The sequence below is a fragment of the Sphingomonas hankookensis genome (assembly GCF_001619955.1).
GTDB lineage: Bacteria > Pseudomonadota > Alphaproteobacteria > Sphingomonadales > Sphingomonadaceae > Sphingomonas > Sphingomonas hankookensis_A.
This window is the reverse complement of sequence record NZ_LQQO01000045.1, coordinates 67,995-82,817: the sequence shown is the minus strand read 5'-3', so window position 1 is coordinate 82,817 and position 14,823 is coordinate 67,995. Positions and strand designations below refer to the sequence as shown.

At 64.9% G+C, this 14,823-nt stretch carries 16 protein-coding genes; 9 read left to right on the top strand and 7 right to left on the bottom strand.

Annotated features, from left to right (window positions below; genetic code table 11):
• Positions 1-283: 283 nt before the first annotated feature.
• The 4 genes from AVT10_RS14935 to AVT10_RS14920 all read left to right on the top strand — a co-directional run bounded on the left by AVT10_RS14935 (position 284) and on the right by AVT10_RS14920 (position 2,826).
• Entirely contained in the window at positions 284-1,891 is a 1,608-nt protein-coding gene (locus AVT10_RS14935; protein WP_066693211.1) for a phosphoenolpyruvate carboxykinase, read from the top strand.
• Positions 1,892-2,033: 142 nt separating this feature from the next.
• Entirely contained in the window at positions 2,034-2,414 is a 381-nt protein-coding gene (locus AVT10_RS14930; protein WP_066693210.1) for a hypothetical protein, read from the top strand.
• Between the two features lie 27 nt (positions 2,415-2,441).
• Positions 2,442-2,648, top strand: a complete 207-nt coding sequence (locus AVT10_RS14925; RefSeq protein WP_066693208.1) for a hypothetical protein — start codon at positions 2,442-2,444, stop codon at positions 2,646-2,648.
• Positions 2,638-2,826, top strand: coding sequence for a hypothetical protein (locus AVT10_RS14920; protein ID WP_066693206.1), 189 nt, complete (start codon positions 2,638-2,640; stop codon positions 2,824-2,826). Before AVT10_RS14925 ends, AVT10_RS14920 begins: the two co-directional genes overlap by 11 nt.
• Positions 2,827-3,001: 175 nt before the next feature.
• On the opposite strand, the gene yaaA is transcribed toward AVT10_RS14920, so the two are convergent.
• Positions 3,002-3,754 (bottom strand): peroxide stress protein YaaA, encoded by a 753-nt coding sequence (gene yaaA / locus AVT10_RS14915; protein WP_066693204.1) that lies wholly within the window; start codon positions 3,752-3,754, stop codon positions 3,002-3,004.
• A gap of 253 nt (positions 3,755-4,007) precedes the next feature.
• Here yaaA and AVT10_RS14910 point away from each other — a divergent pair, with 253 nt between their 5' ends.
• Positions 4,008-5,312 (top strand): hypothetical protein, encoded by a 1,305-nt coding sequence (locus AVT10_RS14910; RefSeq protein ID WP_066693201.1) that lies wholly within the window; start codon positions 4,008-4,010, stop codon positions 5,310-5,312.
• Positions 5,313-5,564: 252 nt separating this feature from the next.
• Here the strand turns inward: AVT10_RS14910 and AVT10_RS14905 are convergent, their stop codons facing one another.
• Positions 5,565-6,035: an Lrp/AsnC family transcriptional regulator gene (locus tag AVT10_RS14905; protein ID WP_066693198.1), complete on the bottom strand. Its 471-nt coding sequence runs from the start codon at positions 6,033-6,035 to the stop codon at positions 5,565-5,567.
• Between the two features lie 178 nt (positions 6,036-6,213).
• On the opposite strand from AVT10_RS14905, the gene AVT10_RS14900 reads away from it, so the two are divergent.
• Genes AVT10_RS14900 through AVT10_RS14890 form a run of 3 tightly spaced genes read left to right on the top strand, consistent with a single transcriptional unit; the run spans position 6,214 to position 9,620 of the window.
• Positions 6,214-8,094 carry a histidine kinase dimerization/phospho-acceptor domain-containing protein gene (locus AVT10_RS14900; protein ID WP_066693195.1) on the top strand — a complete coding sequence of 627 codons (1,881 nt, stop codon included), beginning with the start codon at positions 6,214-6,216 and terminating at the stop codon, positions 8,092-8,094.
• Positions 8,091-9,080, top strand: coding sequence for a polysaccharide deacetylase family protein (locus AVT10_RS14895; protein WP_066693194.1), 990 nt, complete (start codon positions 8,091-8,093; stop codon positions 9,078-9,080). The genes AVT10_RS14900 and AVT10_RS14895 overlap by 4 nt, the downstream gene beginning before the upstream one ends.
• Before the next feature lie 45 nt (positions 9,081-9,125).
• A complete protein-coding gene (locus tag AVT10_RS14890) occupies positions 9,126-9,620 on the top strand; it encodes a nucleoside deaminase (protein WP_066693193.1) in 495 nt (164 codons plus the stop codon).
• Positions 9,621-9,948: 328 nt separating this feature from the next.
• Here AVT10_RS14890 and rplA read toward each other — a convergent pair whose 3' ends face one another.
• Together rplA and rplK are read right to left on the bottom strand one after the other, a co-directional pair.
• On the bottom strand, positions 9,949-10,647 hold the full coding sequence (rplA, locus tag AVT10_RS14885) for a 50S ribosomal protein L1 (protein WP_066693191.1): 699 nt from the start codon (positions 10,645-10,647) through the stop codon (positions 9,949-9,951).
• 4 nt (positions 10,648-10,651) lie between these two features.
• Positions 10,652-11,083, bottom strand: coding sequence for a 50S ribosomal protein L11 (rplK, locus tag AVT10_RS14880; protein ID WP_066693188.1), 432 nt, complete (start codon positions 11,081-11,083; stop codon positions 10,652-10,654).
• Positions 11,084-11,238: 155 nt separating this feature from the next.
• On the opposite strand from rplK, the gene AVT10_RS14875 reads away from it, so the two are divergent.
• On the top strand, positions 11,239-12,060 hold the full coding sequence (locus AVT10_RS14875) for a hypothetical protein (protein WP_066693185.1): 822 nt from the start codon (positions 11,239-11,241) through the stop codon (positions 12,058-12,060).
• A gap of 78 nt (positions 12,061-12,138) precedes the next feature.
• Here AVT10_RS14875 and AVT10_RS17955 read toward each other — a convergent pair whose 3' ends face one another.
• The 3 genes from AVT10_RS17955 to secE form a co-directional block, all read right to left on the bottom strand.
• On the bottom strand, positions 12,139-13,611 hold the full coding sequence (locus AVT10_RS17955) for an ATP-dependent nuclease (protein ID WP_084401763.1): 1,473 nt from the start codon (positions 13,609-13,611) through the stop codon (positions 12,139-12,141).
• A 259-nt stretch (positions 13,612-13,870) separates the two neighbouring features.
• Positions 13,871-14,410: a transcription termination/antitermination protein NusG gene (nusG, locus tag AVT10_RS14870; RefSeq protein ID WP_066693182.1), complete on the bottom strand. Its 540-nt coding sequence runs from the start codon at positions 14,408-14,410 to the stop codon at positions 13,871-13,873.
• A 35-nt stretch (positions 14,411-14,445) separates the two neighbouring features.
• On the bottom strand, positions 14,446-14,643 hold the full coding sequence (secE, locus tag AVT10_RS14865; RefSeq protein ID WP_084401776.1) for a preprotein translocase subunit SecE: 198 nt from the start codon (positions 14,641-14,643) through the stop codon (positions 14,446-14,448).
• Between the last annotated feature and the right edge of the window lie 180 nt (positions 14,644-14,823).

Genomic DNA, 14,823 nt, shown 5'->3' with positions numbered 1-14,823 from the left:
GCGAGAGATATCCCCCCAACCGTCACCCCGGGCTTGACCCGGGGTCCCGCTTCTTACCCACGCCGGAAAAAAGAAGCGGGACCCCGGATCAAGTCCGGGGTGACGAAGAAAGGGCGGCCATATATCATATAAATCCACATCTAACCCATTGGTCGCGACCACAAAACATCACGACGATAATGTTGTTTAACGTGTTTGACGGCTACCATCCCCGCGCCTAAACCAACCGCAAATCGCGGGGCGGGTCCACCGTCCGCGAGTCGATACCCGAGGGAGAACAAGCATGGCGATCGTCACGCCCGAACACGACCTGGCCGCAATGGGAATCGAAACCGGCGCCGAAGTGCACTGGAACCTGCGCACGCCGCAGCTGGTCGAGTTGGCGGTCGCGCGCGGTGAAGGGCGGCTGGCCAAGGACGGCCCGCTGGTCGTCACCACCGGTCGCCACACCGGCCGCAGCCCGCAGGACAAGTTCATGGTCCGCGACGCGGTGACCGAGGACACCGTGTGGTGGGGCAAGACCAACCGCGCGATGGACCCGGCGCATTTCGCCACGCTGAAGGCCGATTTCCTTGCCGAGCTGGTCAACGAACCGAACCTGTTCGTGCAGGACCTGTTCGGCGGGTCGCAGCCCGAACACCGGGTGAAGGTCCGCGTCATCAATACGCTGGCATGGCACAACCTGTTCATCCGTACGATGCTGGTCCGCCCCGAAAACGCCGATCTCGCGGGCTTCGTCCCCGACTTCACCATCATCGACCTGCCCAATTTCCGCGCCGATCCCGCGCGTCACGGTTGCCGCAGCGAGACGGTGATCGCGGTCAGCATGACCGAAAAGCTGATCCTGATCGGCGGCACGCAGTACGCGGGTGAGATGAAGAAGTCGGTGTTCGGCCTCTTGAACTTCCTGCTGCCCGAAACCGGCACCATGCCGATGCACTGTTCCGCCAATATCGGTCCCAAGGGCGATACGGCGGTGTTCTTCGGCCTGTCGGGCACCGGCAAGACGACGCTGTCGGCCGATGCCAGCCGCACGCTGATCGGCGACGACGAACATGGCTGGTCGGACACGGCGGTCTTCAATTTCGAAGGCGGCTGCTATGCCAAGATGATCCGCCTGTCGGCCGAGGCCGAGCCGGAAATCTTCGCCACGACCCGGCGCTTCGGCACCGTCCTCGAAAATGTCGTGATGGACCCGGACACGCGGGTGCTCGACCTCGACGATCCCAGCCTCGCCGAAAATTCGCGCGCGGCCTATCCGATCGACTTCATCCCCAATGCCTCGGCCGACAATATGGGGCCGGTGCCGAGCAACGTCGTGATGCTGACCGCCGACGCCTTCGGGATCCTGCCCCCGATCGCGAAGCTGACCCCGGACCAGGCGATGTACCATTTCCTGTCGGGCTATACGTCGAAGGTGGCGGGGACCGAGATCGGCGTGACCGAGCCGGAGCCGGTCTTCTCGACCTGTTTCGGCGCGCCGTTCATGCCGCGCCACCCCTCGGTCTATGGCAATCTGCTGAAGGAGCGCATCGCCAGGGGCAATGTCGCGTGCTGGCTGGTCAATACCGGCTGGACCGGCGGCCAATATGGCGAGGGGCGGCGGATGCCGATCAAGGCGACGCGCGCGCTGCTCAACGCCGCGCTCGACGGATCGCTGAACGACGCCGAATTCCGCACTGATCCCTATTTCGGGTTCCAGGTGCCGGTGTCGGTGCCGGGCGTCGACGCCGCGATCCTCGACCCGCGGTCGACCTGGGCCGATGGCGCCGCCTATGACCGCACCGCCGCCAAGCTGGTCGACCTGTTCAACGCCAATTTCGCGCAGTTCGCCGATGCGGTCGACGCCGGGGTGCGCGACGCCGCCCCGCGCGTCGCCGAACCGGCCTGACGTCGGGAGAGGGAGCGCCCCCGCCACGTAAGCGGGGGCGCCTTTTCCGATCTTGATCAAGCTATTGTAAGTTAATGAAATATTCCGGAACTTGCCGGGTCGGGCTGTCGTTCGTTCGGCGACCGTCACCGGAGGTTTCACCATGGATTACCGCAAGCTCGCCTTCGGGCTCGGCATCTTCTCGATCGCGCTCGGTGCCGCCGAACTGCTCGGATCGAAGCGGATCACCCGCGCGCTGGATGCCGATGGGCATGAAGGGCTGGTGAAGGGCTTCGGCGCGCGCGAGCTGCTCGCCGGGGCTAATCTGCTCGCCGCGCCGGCGCATGCTACCAATGTCTGGAACCGGGTGGCGGGCGACGCGATGGACCTGAGCGCGCTGGCGCTCGCCGCCCGCAAATCGCCCGGCAATCGCGCGATCTGGGGATCGATCGCCTTCGTCATCGGCGCGACGTTGCTCGACATCGCGACGGCGCGCGGGCTGGACGCGACGACCGGCAAGACATTGCCCGTCGCAGCGGGATAGCCCGGCGGCTTGCCGCGTTGATGCGCCATGCCCCATGCTCTCCACGAACCGCAATCCGCCGACCTGACGCTGCGCGCCGGGCGCAAGCTGCGCCTAAGGGCAGGGGTCCATGTCACCCCGGCCGGTTTGCTGTCGATCGGCGCGCTGGTATCCTCGATCCTGTTGTCCAGCGCGGCGATCGTCGTCGCCGCGCGGATACCGGCGCGGGATCGGGAGAAGCGCGATGTTCTATGACTCCAACGCTTGGCCACCGCCCCCCGACGGCTATGAACCGCCCAAGCCGCCGGCGCGCCTGACCTGCCCGCAGGAACGGGTGATGATCGGCAGCATCGGGCTGTTCCTGCTGGTCATGTTCGTCGGGCCGCTGGCCGGGTCGTCGGTGATCGCGGGGCTGATCGCGGTGTTTTCGTAAGGTCCGCGGCCTTCCGTTCTCTTTCCCGTTTGCTTCGAGCGCAGGTTGGAGCCTGTCGAGAACCGAAGTCGAGAAGGGGGTGCCTCAAACGGGAGGTTCTCGACGGACGCTTCTCGACAAGCTCGAAGCTGCTCGAACCGAGCGGATTTACGTGGCGGAGGCGATCAGGCCCCATTCACCCGCGCAAAAACATCCACCGATCCCCCTCAGCCCCCGCAAACCGATACCCGTCGCTATCGAACCCGTGCATAGCCTCGACCTCGGTCACGCGATGCTCGCACATCCACCGCGCCATCATCCCCCGCGCCCGCTTCGCATGAAAGCTGACGAAGCGCGGCCCGTCCGGCCCGTCCTCGCGGAAATCGACCTCGATCACCCGCACATCGCCCGGCAGCTTGCCCGCCACCGCATGCCAATATTCCTGGCTGGCGAGGTTCAGCACCACGTCCGACCCGCTCGCCCGGACATCCTCCGCCAGCAATTCCGCGATCCGGTCCCCCCAGAACGCGTACAAATCCTTCGCCCGCCCCGGCGCCCAGCGCGTGCCCATCTCCAGCCGGTAGGGCTTGATCGCGTCGAGCGGCCGCAGCAGTCCGTACAGCCCCGACAGGATCCGCACATGGTCCTGCGCGAAATCGAACTGCGCCGTCTCCAGCGACTTGGCGTCGAACCCGGCATAGACGTCGCCCGCGAACGCCAGCAGCGCTGGCCGCTCCTCCGCACCGTCGAACGCGCGATACCGACCGGCATTCAGCTCGGCCAGCTTGGGCGAAATCCGCATCAGCTCGCCCAGCTTCTTCGCGCCCAGCCGCGCCGCGCCGCGCGCGATCTGCCCGCTCTCCTCGGGAAAGCGCGGCGCGCTCCACGTCAGGTCGGGCAGCGTGCTCGTATCATCGAGCGTCTTGGCGGGGGACAGGATCGCGATCATCGCGAGCCGCCTATCGGCCGCAAACCGACACGTCAAAGGGGATGGGGGGGTTGGTCCGCTCGCGCGAAACCGGCACCGCGTCGATCCGGCACCGCCGGATCGCACAACGGACCCGAACCGTTCAACGCGCGTTCAGCGCAGGTCCGGCAACGCATCGTTACGTGCGTGTGCTTGTGCGGACGCATGGTTCGACCTAGATGGGCCGCGCCTGCCGGGCGCGCGCCTGGCACCAGTTTTCGGGAGAGATCACGGCATGACGTTCGTTTCCAAGGCCGCCCTGGCCGCCCTGCTCGGCATGGGTGCGACCCTGGTCGTCGCCCCGACCGCCGATGCCCAGCGCAAGAAGAAGGAAGACGCAGCCGCCGCGCCGCAGATTCAGGTCGGCGAAGCCTTCCGCACCGCCGCGCTCGCCGCCGACGCCGCGATCAAGGCCAAGAATTTCGCCGCCGCCGATCAGCAGATCGCCGCGATGCAGGCCGCGATGACCGCCGGCAACCAGGACGAGGCCTATTTCCTCGCCCAGCTGAAGGTGCAGAATGCGCAGGCGAAGAACGACCGCCCGGCGCTCGCCGCGGCGATCGACGAACTGCTCGCCAGCCCGAAGCTGAAGCCCGAAGAGCGCGGCGGCCTCTATTACAACCGCGGCGTCCTCGCGCTCGACACCAAGCAGACCGATGTCGCGGTGCAGAATTTCGAACGCGCCAAGCAGGCCGGCTATAACGAACCCGACCTCGAACTGCGCCTTGCCAGCATCGCGATCCAGAAGGGTCAAGTCGATCAGGGCCTCGCCAGCCTCGAAAAGGTGATGGCCGCGCGCAAGGCCGCCGGTCAGCCGGTGCCGGCAGGCTGGTACGACCTCGCCATCTCGCAGCTCTATCGCTCGAACCGTCCGGTCGAGGCGGGACAGTGGGCGCGCCGCAAGCTGGCCGACTATCCGACCCAGGCGAACTGGCGCACCGTGCTGGCGCTGTTCCGCGACCGCGCGGACAACAAGGGCGCGACGCTCGGCAACCAGGCGCGCGTCGACATTCTGCGCCTGATGCGCGACACCAAGTCGCTCGCCGACCAGAACGACTATCGCGACTATGTCCAGACCACGCAGGACATCGGCCTGCCCTATGAAACCGTCGCGGTGATCGACGAAGGGCGCGCCTCGGGCAAGATCCCGGCCTCGGCCGCGATCTTCAACACCGTCCGCACCACCGCGCAGACCCAGATCAAGGCCGATGGTTCGGCCGCCGCGCTCGAAACCCGCGCCAAGTCCGGCCCGAACGGCCGTCCGGCGATGGCGGCGGGCAACGTCTATCTGGCGACCGGCAACAACGCCAAGGCGGTCGAGATGTACAATCTCGCGCTGCAAAAGGGCGGGATCGACGCCGACGAAGCCAACACCCGCATCGGCATCGCCCATGCCCGTGCCGGCCAGGCGGCGGAAGCGAAGGCGGCGTTCGGCAAGGTGACGACCACCGGCCCGCGCGCCGAAATCGCCAGCTTCTGGACCTTCTACGTCGACAATCCCCGCATCGTCGCGTCGACCCCGGCGGTCGGCAACAACTGATCGGGTGACCCGAACGCGAAACGGCCCGGACCAGCGATGGTCCGGGCCGTTTTCGTTTGGGGGAGGGGGCGGCAGTCCCGATCACTCCGTTTCCATCCCAACCACCCCGTTTGGTTCGAGTAGCGATCGAGCGAAGTCGAGAGCGCGTATCGAGAACGGGGTTCCGCTGGGCGGGTGTTCTCGACAGACGCTTCTCGACAAGCTCGAAGCTGCTCGAACCGAACGGGGTGGCTTATCGCCGGGAGAGGGTAATCACTCCCCGGCGGAAACCGGAATCCCCGGCAGCGCCTTCGACGTCCTGACCGTCGGCGACGTCTTCACGCTCGCCACATTGGGCGCGGTAATCAGCTGCGTCGTCAGCATCGACTGGAAGGATTCGAGGTCCGCCGCGACGATCTTGAGGATGAAGTCGATCTCGCCGTTCAGCATATGGCATTCGCGCACCTCGGGGATCGTCGCGATATGCTCCTCGAACGCGGCAAGGTCGCTGCCCGCCTGGCTCTTCAGGCTGACCAGCGCGAAGACCGTGATCGTGAACCCCAGCAGCCGGGGATCGAGCGCGGCATGATAGCCGCGGATCGCGCCGGCCTCTTCCAGCGCGCGGACGCGGCGCAGGCAGGGCGGGGCGGTCAGCCCGACGCGCTCGGCCAGTTCGACGTTCGTCATCCGCCCGTCCTCCTGCAACAGGGCAAGGATTTGCCGGTCGATACGATCGAAAGCCATGATAGTGTTCCGTGTTAGGGTCCGAATGATTGCCCTGCCTACAGCATTATAAAATTACGCGGAAGCGCAATTGTCCCACATTGCGACGTGCCGAAAATGGGCAGTTCCGTATTAACGACGTCGGCGTTAAGGGTCGTAGGCACCCCGGCTTTGCGCGGGTGCGAGTAACGGGAACGCGGTGCGCTTCGACGACAGCCTCGAAACGGTTTTGGCCTCCGATCTGACGGGCGAGGGTGCGCGCGCGTCCGCCTGGCGGCAGCTGGTCGACCTGATCGGGCGCGGTCGCGCCAGCCCCGATCCCCGCGCCATCGCGCTACTACGCGAATTGCGCGACGGCGTGCCGCGCACCGTCCGCGTCGCCAGCGCCCGCGACCTCGAATATGCCCGCCCGCCTGCCGAACTGGTCGACCTGCTGGCGACCGACGTGATCGAGGCGGCGGTGCCGGTGCTGCGCAGCGCCACGCTGTCGGTCGGCGAATGGCTGGCGCTGTTGCCGCGCCTCGGCTCGGCGGCGCGCGGCGTGGTCCGCAACCGCCGCGACCTCGACCCTGCCGTCACCCGCGCGCTCGACAGCTTCGGCAGCACCGACCTCGTGCTGGGCGACGAGCGGGCGGCGGAAGACGTCGCCGCATCCGCCACAAGCGGTCACCCCAGCGAAGGCTGGGGTCTCTCGCCGCAGCCGGACGACGCCCGCCCCGCAGAAACCTCGGCCTCGGCCGGGACGACGGCTGCGTTCGATGCGGAGCGCTCAACGCCGGCGGCCGACGCCGAAGATGTATCGGCCATCGCCGCGTCCGCACCCTCTACCCAGGAACGTCATCCCAGCGAAGGCTGGGATCTCCCGCCGCAGTCGGACGACGCTCACCCCACAGAGACCCCAGCGTCCGCTGGGGTGACGTCCGGGGCGGTCGACGCGGAAACAGGCGACGACGCTGCCCCCGAAGCCGACCCCGCCGGCCCGTTCCGCATCGTCGACGTCATGGCCCGGATCGAGGCGTTCGAGCGCAACCAGGACGCTCCGCCCCCGCCGCCGCCCGCGAGCACCCATGACAGCTTCCGCTTCGAAACCGACGCCGCCGGCCTGATCCGCTGGGTCGACGGTGTCAGCCGCGCGCCGCTGATCGGCCTGTCGCTCGATTTCGGCGCCGCGCCCGGCACCGCGCGCTTCGACGGGGTAGCGGCCGGAGCGTTGCGCCATCGCAGCCCGTTCCGCGACGCCCGGCTGGTGATCGGCGGCGACAGCGATGCGGCTGGCGAATGGAGCGTGGCCGGCGTTCCCGCCTTCGACCATGCGACCGGTCGCTTTACCGGCTATCGCGGCACCGCCCGCCGTCCGCGCAGCGACGAACGCGCCGAACCGGTCGCCAACCGCGACGCCGGCGTGGCGCAACTGCGCCAGCTGGTCCACGAACTGCGCACCCCCGCCGGTGCCATCGCCGGCTTTGCCGAGATGATCGAGGCGCAGCTGCTCGGCCCCGTGCCGCCGGTCTATCGCGACCGGGCCGGGGCGATCCTCAACCATTCGCGCGACCTCGTGGCCGTTATCGACGATCTCGACCTCGCCGCGCGGATCGATGGCGACGCGCTCGATCTGCGCGCCGACAGCGTGGCGTTGCGCCCGGTGTTCGACGTCATCGCCGCCGACCTCGCCTCGCTGTGCGAATTGCGCGGCACGCTGCTGGAGATCGAGCCGACCGACCTGTCGGTATCGGGCGACCGCCGCGCGGTCGAACGCCTGCTCGCCCGCCTGCTCGCGACGCTCGTCTCGGCGGGCGAGGCGGAGGAATCCATCTATGTCCGCATGGGGCTGGAGGGCGACGGCCATGTCGCGATCGTGCTCGACCGGCCGCAGGCCTTGGACGCATGGCCCGGCGACAGCGTGTTCGACGTCGACGATGATGAAGGCGACCAGTCGCTGCTCGGCACCGGCTTTGCCCTCCGCCTCGCCCGCAACCTCGCCAGCGAACTGGGCGGCACGCTGGTCTTCGGCACCGCCACGCTGACGCTGCGCCTGCCGGCGGCGGACGCGGTGGAGGTCGGGCAGGCGCAGCAGCGGTGAGCCCGCCCTTCCGGCCCGCCGATGGCCGGCCGGTCGTGTGGCGCGCCGGCTTCGGCACCCGCTTCACCTTGCTTGTCGATACCGAGGAGGAATTCGACTGGCGCGCGCCCTTCCGCCACGATGGCTGGGGCGTGGCGACCACCGCCGCCTTGCCCGACGCCCATGCGCGTCTGGCGGGGATGGGCGCGCGCAGCGGCTACCTTGTCGACTATCCGGTCGCGACCGATCCCGCTGCGATCGACGCCCTGCGCGCGGTGATGGCGCAGGGGGATGCGACCATCGGTGCGCAGCTCCACCCCTGGGTCAACCCGCCCTTCGACGAGGCGCTGTCCAATCACAGCAGCTTCGCCGGCAACCTGCCCAAGGCACTGGAGGGGGCCAAGCTCGACCGCCTGACCGATGCGCTGACCGCGATCATCGGCACCGCGCCGACCGTCTATCGCGCCGGCCGCTACGGCCTCGGTCCCAACACCCTCAAGCTGCTGGCGGCCCGCGGCTATCGCCTCGATAGCTCGATGCGCGCCCGCTACGATTATGGCGCGCAGGGCGGTCCCGACTATCGCGCCATCGCCAACCACGCCTTCCGCACCGGTCCCGATGGCGGCATCGTCGAACTGCCGCTGACCACCGTCTTCACCGGCCGGTTGCGCCGCGGCGGCGCGCATCTCTACCGCGCCGCCGGCCGGATCCCGCGCGGGCGCGGCGTCCTCGCCCGCCTCGGCCTGCTCCACCGCGTCGCGCTCACGCCCGAGGACATGCCGCTCGCGGACGTGCTGGAAGCGATCCGCGTCGCGGTGGGGGAGGGGACGCGCGTCCTCAACTTCGCCTATCACTCGCCCAGCCTCGTCCCCGGCCACACCCCCTATGTCCGCGACGCCGCCGACCTCGTCGCTTTCTGGCGCTGGTGGGATGCGGTGCTGGCGCTGCTCGCGCGATTGGACGTGCATGCCGCGTCGAGCGACGACATCCTCGCCGCCGCCGACTGATCCTTCGGCGCCCCGGCGCGTTCAGCGCGGCGAAGGGAATTGCCGATGCTGACGCCCCAAGACGAACACTGGATGCGACAGGCGATCGCCATCGCCCGGACCAAGGGCGACGACCCGTCCTGCTCCCCGCTAGGATCGATCATCGTCCGCGACGGCAAGGTGCTCTCCGCCGAACCCAACCAGACGCAGGAGCTGCCGGACGCCACCGCCCATGCCGAGATGATGGCGATCCGCCGCGCATGCGAGGGGGTCGGCGACATGGAACTGCGCGGTGCGACGCTCTACTCCACGCTGCAACCCTGCGGCATGTGCACCATGGCCTCGATCTGGTCGAAGGTCGCCCGCGTCGTCTATGGCGCCGGCCGCGACGACGTCCACGAAATGTATTTCGAGGATCGCCACATCGACACCCTCAGCTTCATCGCCGACGCCTATCGCGACGATATCGTGATCGAAGGCGGCTGCCTGCGCGAGGAATGCGCGGCGCTCTATTACGGCCCGGATGACGACGTGCCGGAGGAGGAACAGGGGAACCTGTAAGAGGAAGGCAACGCTCCCCCCAACCGTCACCCCGGGCTTGACCCAGGGTCCCGATTCTTCTTCCGCGCCCGTTGAGCCGCTACCGCGGATCAAATCCGGACATGGACGGACACCCAACCACCCCCGTCATCCCGGCGAAGGCCGGGATCCATTGTGTCGGAAGCTCCCGGCTCCAGCAACGACACGACAAAAGGGGCCGGAAGCACGAAAGCCTCCGACCCTTGTTCTGTTTGTCGGCCGACGCGGGAGTAAATCCCGCATCGGCGGTCGGGAGCTTGCGCCCCCGCTGGCCGGCCTCGGGCCGTGCCCTGCGGCACGGCGTCGGCGCTTACGCGCCTGCAACCTCAGCCGTATCGACCTTGATCCCCGGGCCCATCGACGAGCTGACCGCAACCTTGCGGACATACTTGCCCTTTGCGCCCGCCGGCTTGGCCTTCACCACGGCGTCGACCAGTGCGTCGAAGTTTTCGCGCAGGTCGGCGGCCGAGAACGACGCCTTGCCGATGCCCGAATGGATGATGCCGGCCTTTTCGACGCGGTATTCCACCTGGCCGCCCTTGGCCGCTTCGACCGCAGCCGCGACGTTCATCGTGACCGTGCCGAGCTTCGGGTTCGGCATCAGGCCCTTCGGACCCAGGATCTTGCCGAGACGACCGACCAGGCCCATCATGTCCGGGGTCGCGATGCAGCGATCGAAGTCGATCTTGCCGCCCTGGATCGCGTCCATCAGATCTTCGGCACCGACGACATCGGCACCCGCTGCGGTGGCTTCCTCGGCCTTCGCGCCGCGGGCGAACACGCCGACGCGCACGGTCTTGCCGGTGCCCTTGGGCAGGGTCACGACGCCGCGGACCATCTGGTCGGCGTGACGCGGATCGACGCCCAGGTTCAGCGCGACTTCGATCGTTTCGTCGAACTTGGCGGTCGCATGGGTCTTGGCGAGCGCGATCGCTTCATCGACGCCGTACAGCTTCTGCGCATCGACGGCAGCGGCGAGGGTCTTCGCCTTCTTGGTCAGCTTGGCCACAGTCTTAACCCTCCACCACTTCGAGGCCCATCGCGCGGGCCGAACCTTCGATGATCTTCGTCGCCGCGTCGATGTCGTTGGCGTTCAGATCCTTCATCTTCATCGTGGCGATTTCGCTCAGCTGCGACCGCTTGATGCTGCCGGCCTTCACCTTGCCCGGTTCCTTCGAACCCGACTTCAGGTTGATCGCCTGCTTGATGAGGTACGTCGCCGGCGGCGTCTTCGTCTCGAAGCTGAACGAACGGTCGGCATAAACGGTGATGATCGTCGGCAGCGGGGTGCCCTTCGCCGTGTCACCGGTCTGGGCGTTGAACGCCTTGCAGAATTCCATGATGTTCACGCCGCGCTGACCCAGCGCCGGGCCGATCGGCGGCGACGGCTTGGCTTCGCCCGCCGGCACCTGCAGCTTGATGTAGCCAGTAATCTTCTTGGCCATGGGTATCACTCTCTTTCAAGTTTAGCGGTTCGTGCGGCGCGGCCCAATGGGCCGGCCTCCCGCCATGGTTTCCAAAACTGTCGTTTGGGAAGCGGCGCGCTTAGCGCAAAAGCGCCCCCCTTGCAATGTAGGATTCCGCCTGATCCTCTGGCGCCATGTCCGACCGCAAACCCCGCCCGTACAGCCGCAAGCAGGCGCTGCAAAACGCCGCCTTCCTCGCCGAACTCGAACGCACCGGCAACGCCCGCGACGCCGCCCGCACGACCGGCCTCAACCGCTCGATGCTCACCAAGCGCCGCAACGCCGACCCCGACTTCGCCCAGCGCTGGGAGGCCGCCCTGACCCTCGCCGCCGCCCGCCTCGCCAAGCCCGAGCAGACGGAGGGGCCGGCGCGCGTCGTCCGTTCGAAAGGCCGCCTGCAACTGCGCGTCTCCAAGACCCGCACGATAGACCGCGACGCCGAACAACGCTTCCTCGCCGCCTTGAGCGCCACCGCCAATGTCCGCCTCTCCGCAGCCGCCGCCGGCTTCGCCCATAGCAGCTTCTACGCCCGCGCACGCTCGCATCCCGGCTTCGCCCGCGAAATGCGCGTCGCGCTGGCGGTCGGGTCCGAACGCCTCGAACTGGCGCTGCTCGAAAGCTCGCTGCCGGAGGCGAACGTCCACGACCATTGGCAGCACAACGATCCCCCGCCGATCCCGGCGATGACCGTGCACCAGGCGATGCAGATGATCGCGTGGAACGACAAGCGGGCCAAAGGCCTCGCCAACCCCGACCTCGCCCCGAAGCGCGGCGAGAGCAATGCGGCGTTTATCGAGCGGAAGGCGAAGGACTATCGTGCCGGGTTGCTGCTGGCCGAGGAGGAGATGCGGATGGTCGAATATGCGCAGCTGGAGTGGCGGCGGGGTGGGCGCCGGACGCAGTGGGAGCCGGGCGGGTGGGAGGTGGCGTTGGAGATGGCGTTGCGGAAGGGGTGAGGGCCATATCCCTCACCTCCACAGGCTTGGATTACCCAGCAGTGCCGTTTCAGGAATGTGCTGCCCCTTTTGGAGTTGCTATGATCCAAGTTTCTCCCGCAACCCTTCAACGAGTGGCTTTAGTTCGGCGCTAGAATTTTGAACATAAATTGAGCAAAGTCCTCGCCGAACAATTATCTCGGATATATATCCAAGTTCGTCGCCTAGTTTTACAAAATAAAGATGATGATCGGTGGTGTCTACAGAAACTTTCTTAATTGCTTTGACAATATTATCTTGTGAAATAGAGGGGCATTGGCATCGTTGCTGAACCAATGCTGCAACTTTTTCCGCATTATTAAGAATATAACCAAAAACGACAGCTTCGGGGGCGCCATCAGGTAACTCCAAAACGTAGTCATTGGGTTCTGATAGTGAGGGATTGTCGCCGTCTATAACGGCAACTGCCTTGTTCTTAATAGTAGGATTGGAGTTGTGATGCTTTAGAACTTCCACAACATACGGGAATCCGCCGGCTTTATGAATTTCTGTCTGGCTTAACAGTTCGGGGGCGTATTGTCGAACTACTTCGTTACACAGGTCGGCTGCAAATTCGTCTTCAACGAAAATTGCTCTGTCTTTTGCTACAGCGCCGGTGAGCGCTCGCAGGCTTTCGATAGTCAACTTGCCTTGATATGCAACGCCGTCAATGCACCCCCATATTGCCTTAGGAGGAAGTACGTCTAAAGCGTACTCAGAATGTGTCGTAAAAATTATCTGACACTTTTTGCGTTTGGTTACGTCGAATAAGTACTCGACCATCTTTCTTGTTGCGAGCGGATGTAGGCCATTCTCAATCTCTTCGATAAGTATCAGCGCGTTATCACTAGCAGCCTCCAGTTTGATAACCATATCGATGATTGAGGCTTCGCCTGCCCCAAAATGAAATTGAGAATAGTCGTTATTTTTTTTCAAGCCGACCAGGATCGATTTGCTCGGATCAGTTTTTAAAGATATGCGCTGGTATCCCGATGCATCTTTCCCCAATATACGGCCCACATTAGCTAGAATGTCTTGCTCAATAGATTCAATGACAATATCGTCTTTATTCTTTTGAACCAAGCCAATGAAATGTTTAAATTTTGCTTGCTCGTTTGCTGGCACCGTGCGCTGGATCGGGATAAAAATTACCTCTCGATCTGGAATGTTATCACGGCGCCATTTTGCAGATACGAAACGAGCGTTTCTTGTGAAGGGGGCTGCTTTATTCACGGAGCGATCGATGATCTCATAATCAATCCTCCAGTTCGCCATGCTATTGTCACCAATATTAGACTTGGGAAAAAAGTCCCCAGGCTTTATGCTTTTGTAAGCAAGCGCAGCTGCGCCTAGAACTGTAGATTTTCCGCCGCCATTTGTTCCAATGATTGCGGTTACAGGAAAGTCGAAATTGATTGTCTGGCGATTGAAGCTCCGAACGTTCGACATGCGCAGTACAGGCAAATACGTTTGGTAGGAGAGCTTCTTGACCCGTTCTTCCAGATTATCAATGTCAGATTGCTGTACATCCATCAGCTTTTCCTAGCCATATTCTCGCATCAGCATGCGCTTCTAATTCTCATCTTAGCGCAGCAATCAACGAGGTACAGAGTGGAAGTGTCGAATATCGTATTTCCTGATTGGTAGCTGCGGAGTTAGCCAATGCAAAAACGGCGCAGGGCCTTCGCCCTACGCCGCTAACGTCGGTCGGGTTGCACCCGCCGGCCGGTGTCCGCCGTCTCACGAATAGCGTTCGCTATTCGTGTGCGGACAGCAAGTTTCGGCTTTCGCCTTACTTGCTTCGTTCCACCTGCTCGAAATCCAGTTCCACTGGCGTCGCACGCCCGAAGATCGACACGCTGACCTTCACCTTCGACTTGTCGAAGTCCAGTTCCTCGACCACGCCGTTGAAGCTTGCGAACGGGCCGTCCAGCACCTTGACCGAATCGCCGATCTCGAAATCGACCTTGATCTTGGTCTTGGCAGGGGAGGCGGCGGCCTCTTCCTTGCTGTTCAGCATCCGCGTGGCTTCCGCCTCGCTGATCGCCTGCGGCTTGCCCGACGATCCCAGGAATCCCGTCACCTTCGGCGTGTTCTTGACGAGGTGATAGACCTGGTCGCTCAGGTCCAGCTTCGCCAGCACGTAGCCGGGCATGAACTTGCGCTCGGACTGCACCTTCTTGCCGCGACGGACTTCGGTCACATTCTCGGTCGGGACCTCGATCGCTTCGACCGCATGGTCAAGGCCGAGGCGCGTCGCTTCGGACAGGATCGAATCGCGGACCTTGCCCTCGAACCCGGAATAGGCGTGAATGATGTACCAGCGCGACATGGGTGTCCTTAAAGCTATAGGGGGTGCGAGCGCGGTTACTGCGCGAGCCGCAGCAGGCCCTTGACGATCGCGTCGAACGCCGAATCCACGCCGAGGAAGAAGACCGCCAGCAGCGTCGTCATGATGACGACCATCACCGCGGTCATCACCGTTTCCTTGCGCGTCGGCCACGTCACCTTGGCGGTTTCGGCCCGGACCTGCCGCATGAATTCGACGGGGGTAACTTTCGCCACGTGCATGACCTTCATTATCGGTTCGACCGACCGCCGGACACAAGGCCCCGTCCGGTCCCTTCTGGGAACCGGCGCGGCCCATCCACGCTGTCGGATTGGGCATGGTATCTAGCGATCTCGGAAGCGGGAAGCAAGCGTGCGGGGCAGGGGCCTGCCGGCCCCCCTGCTACGGGGCCGGCC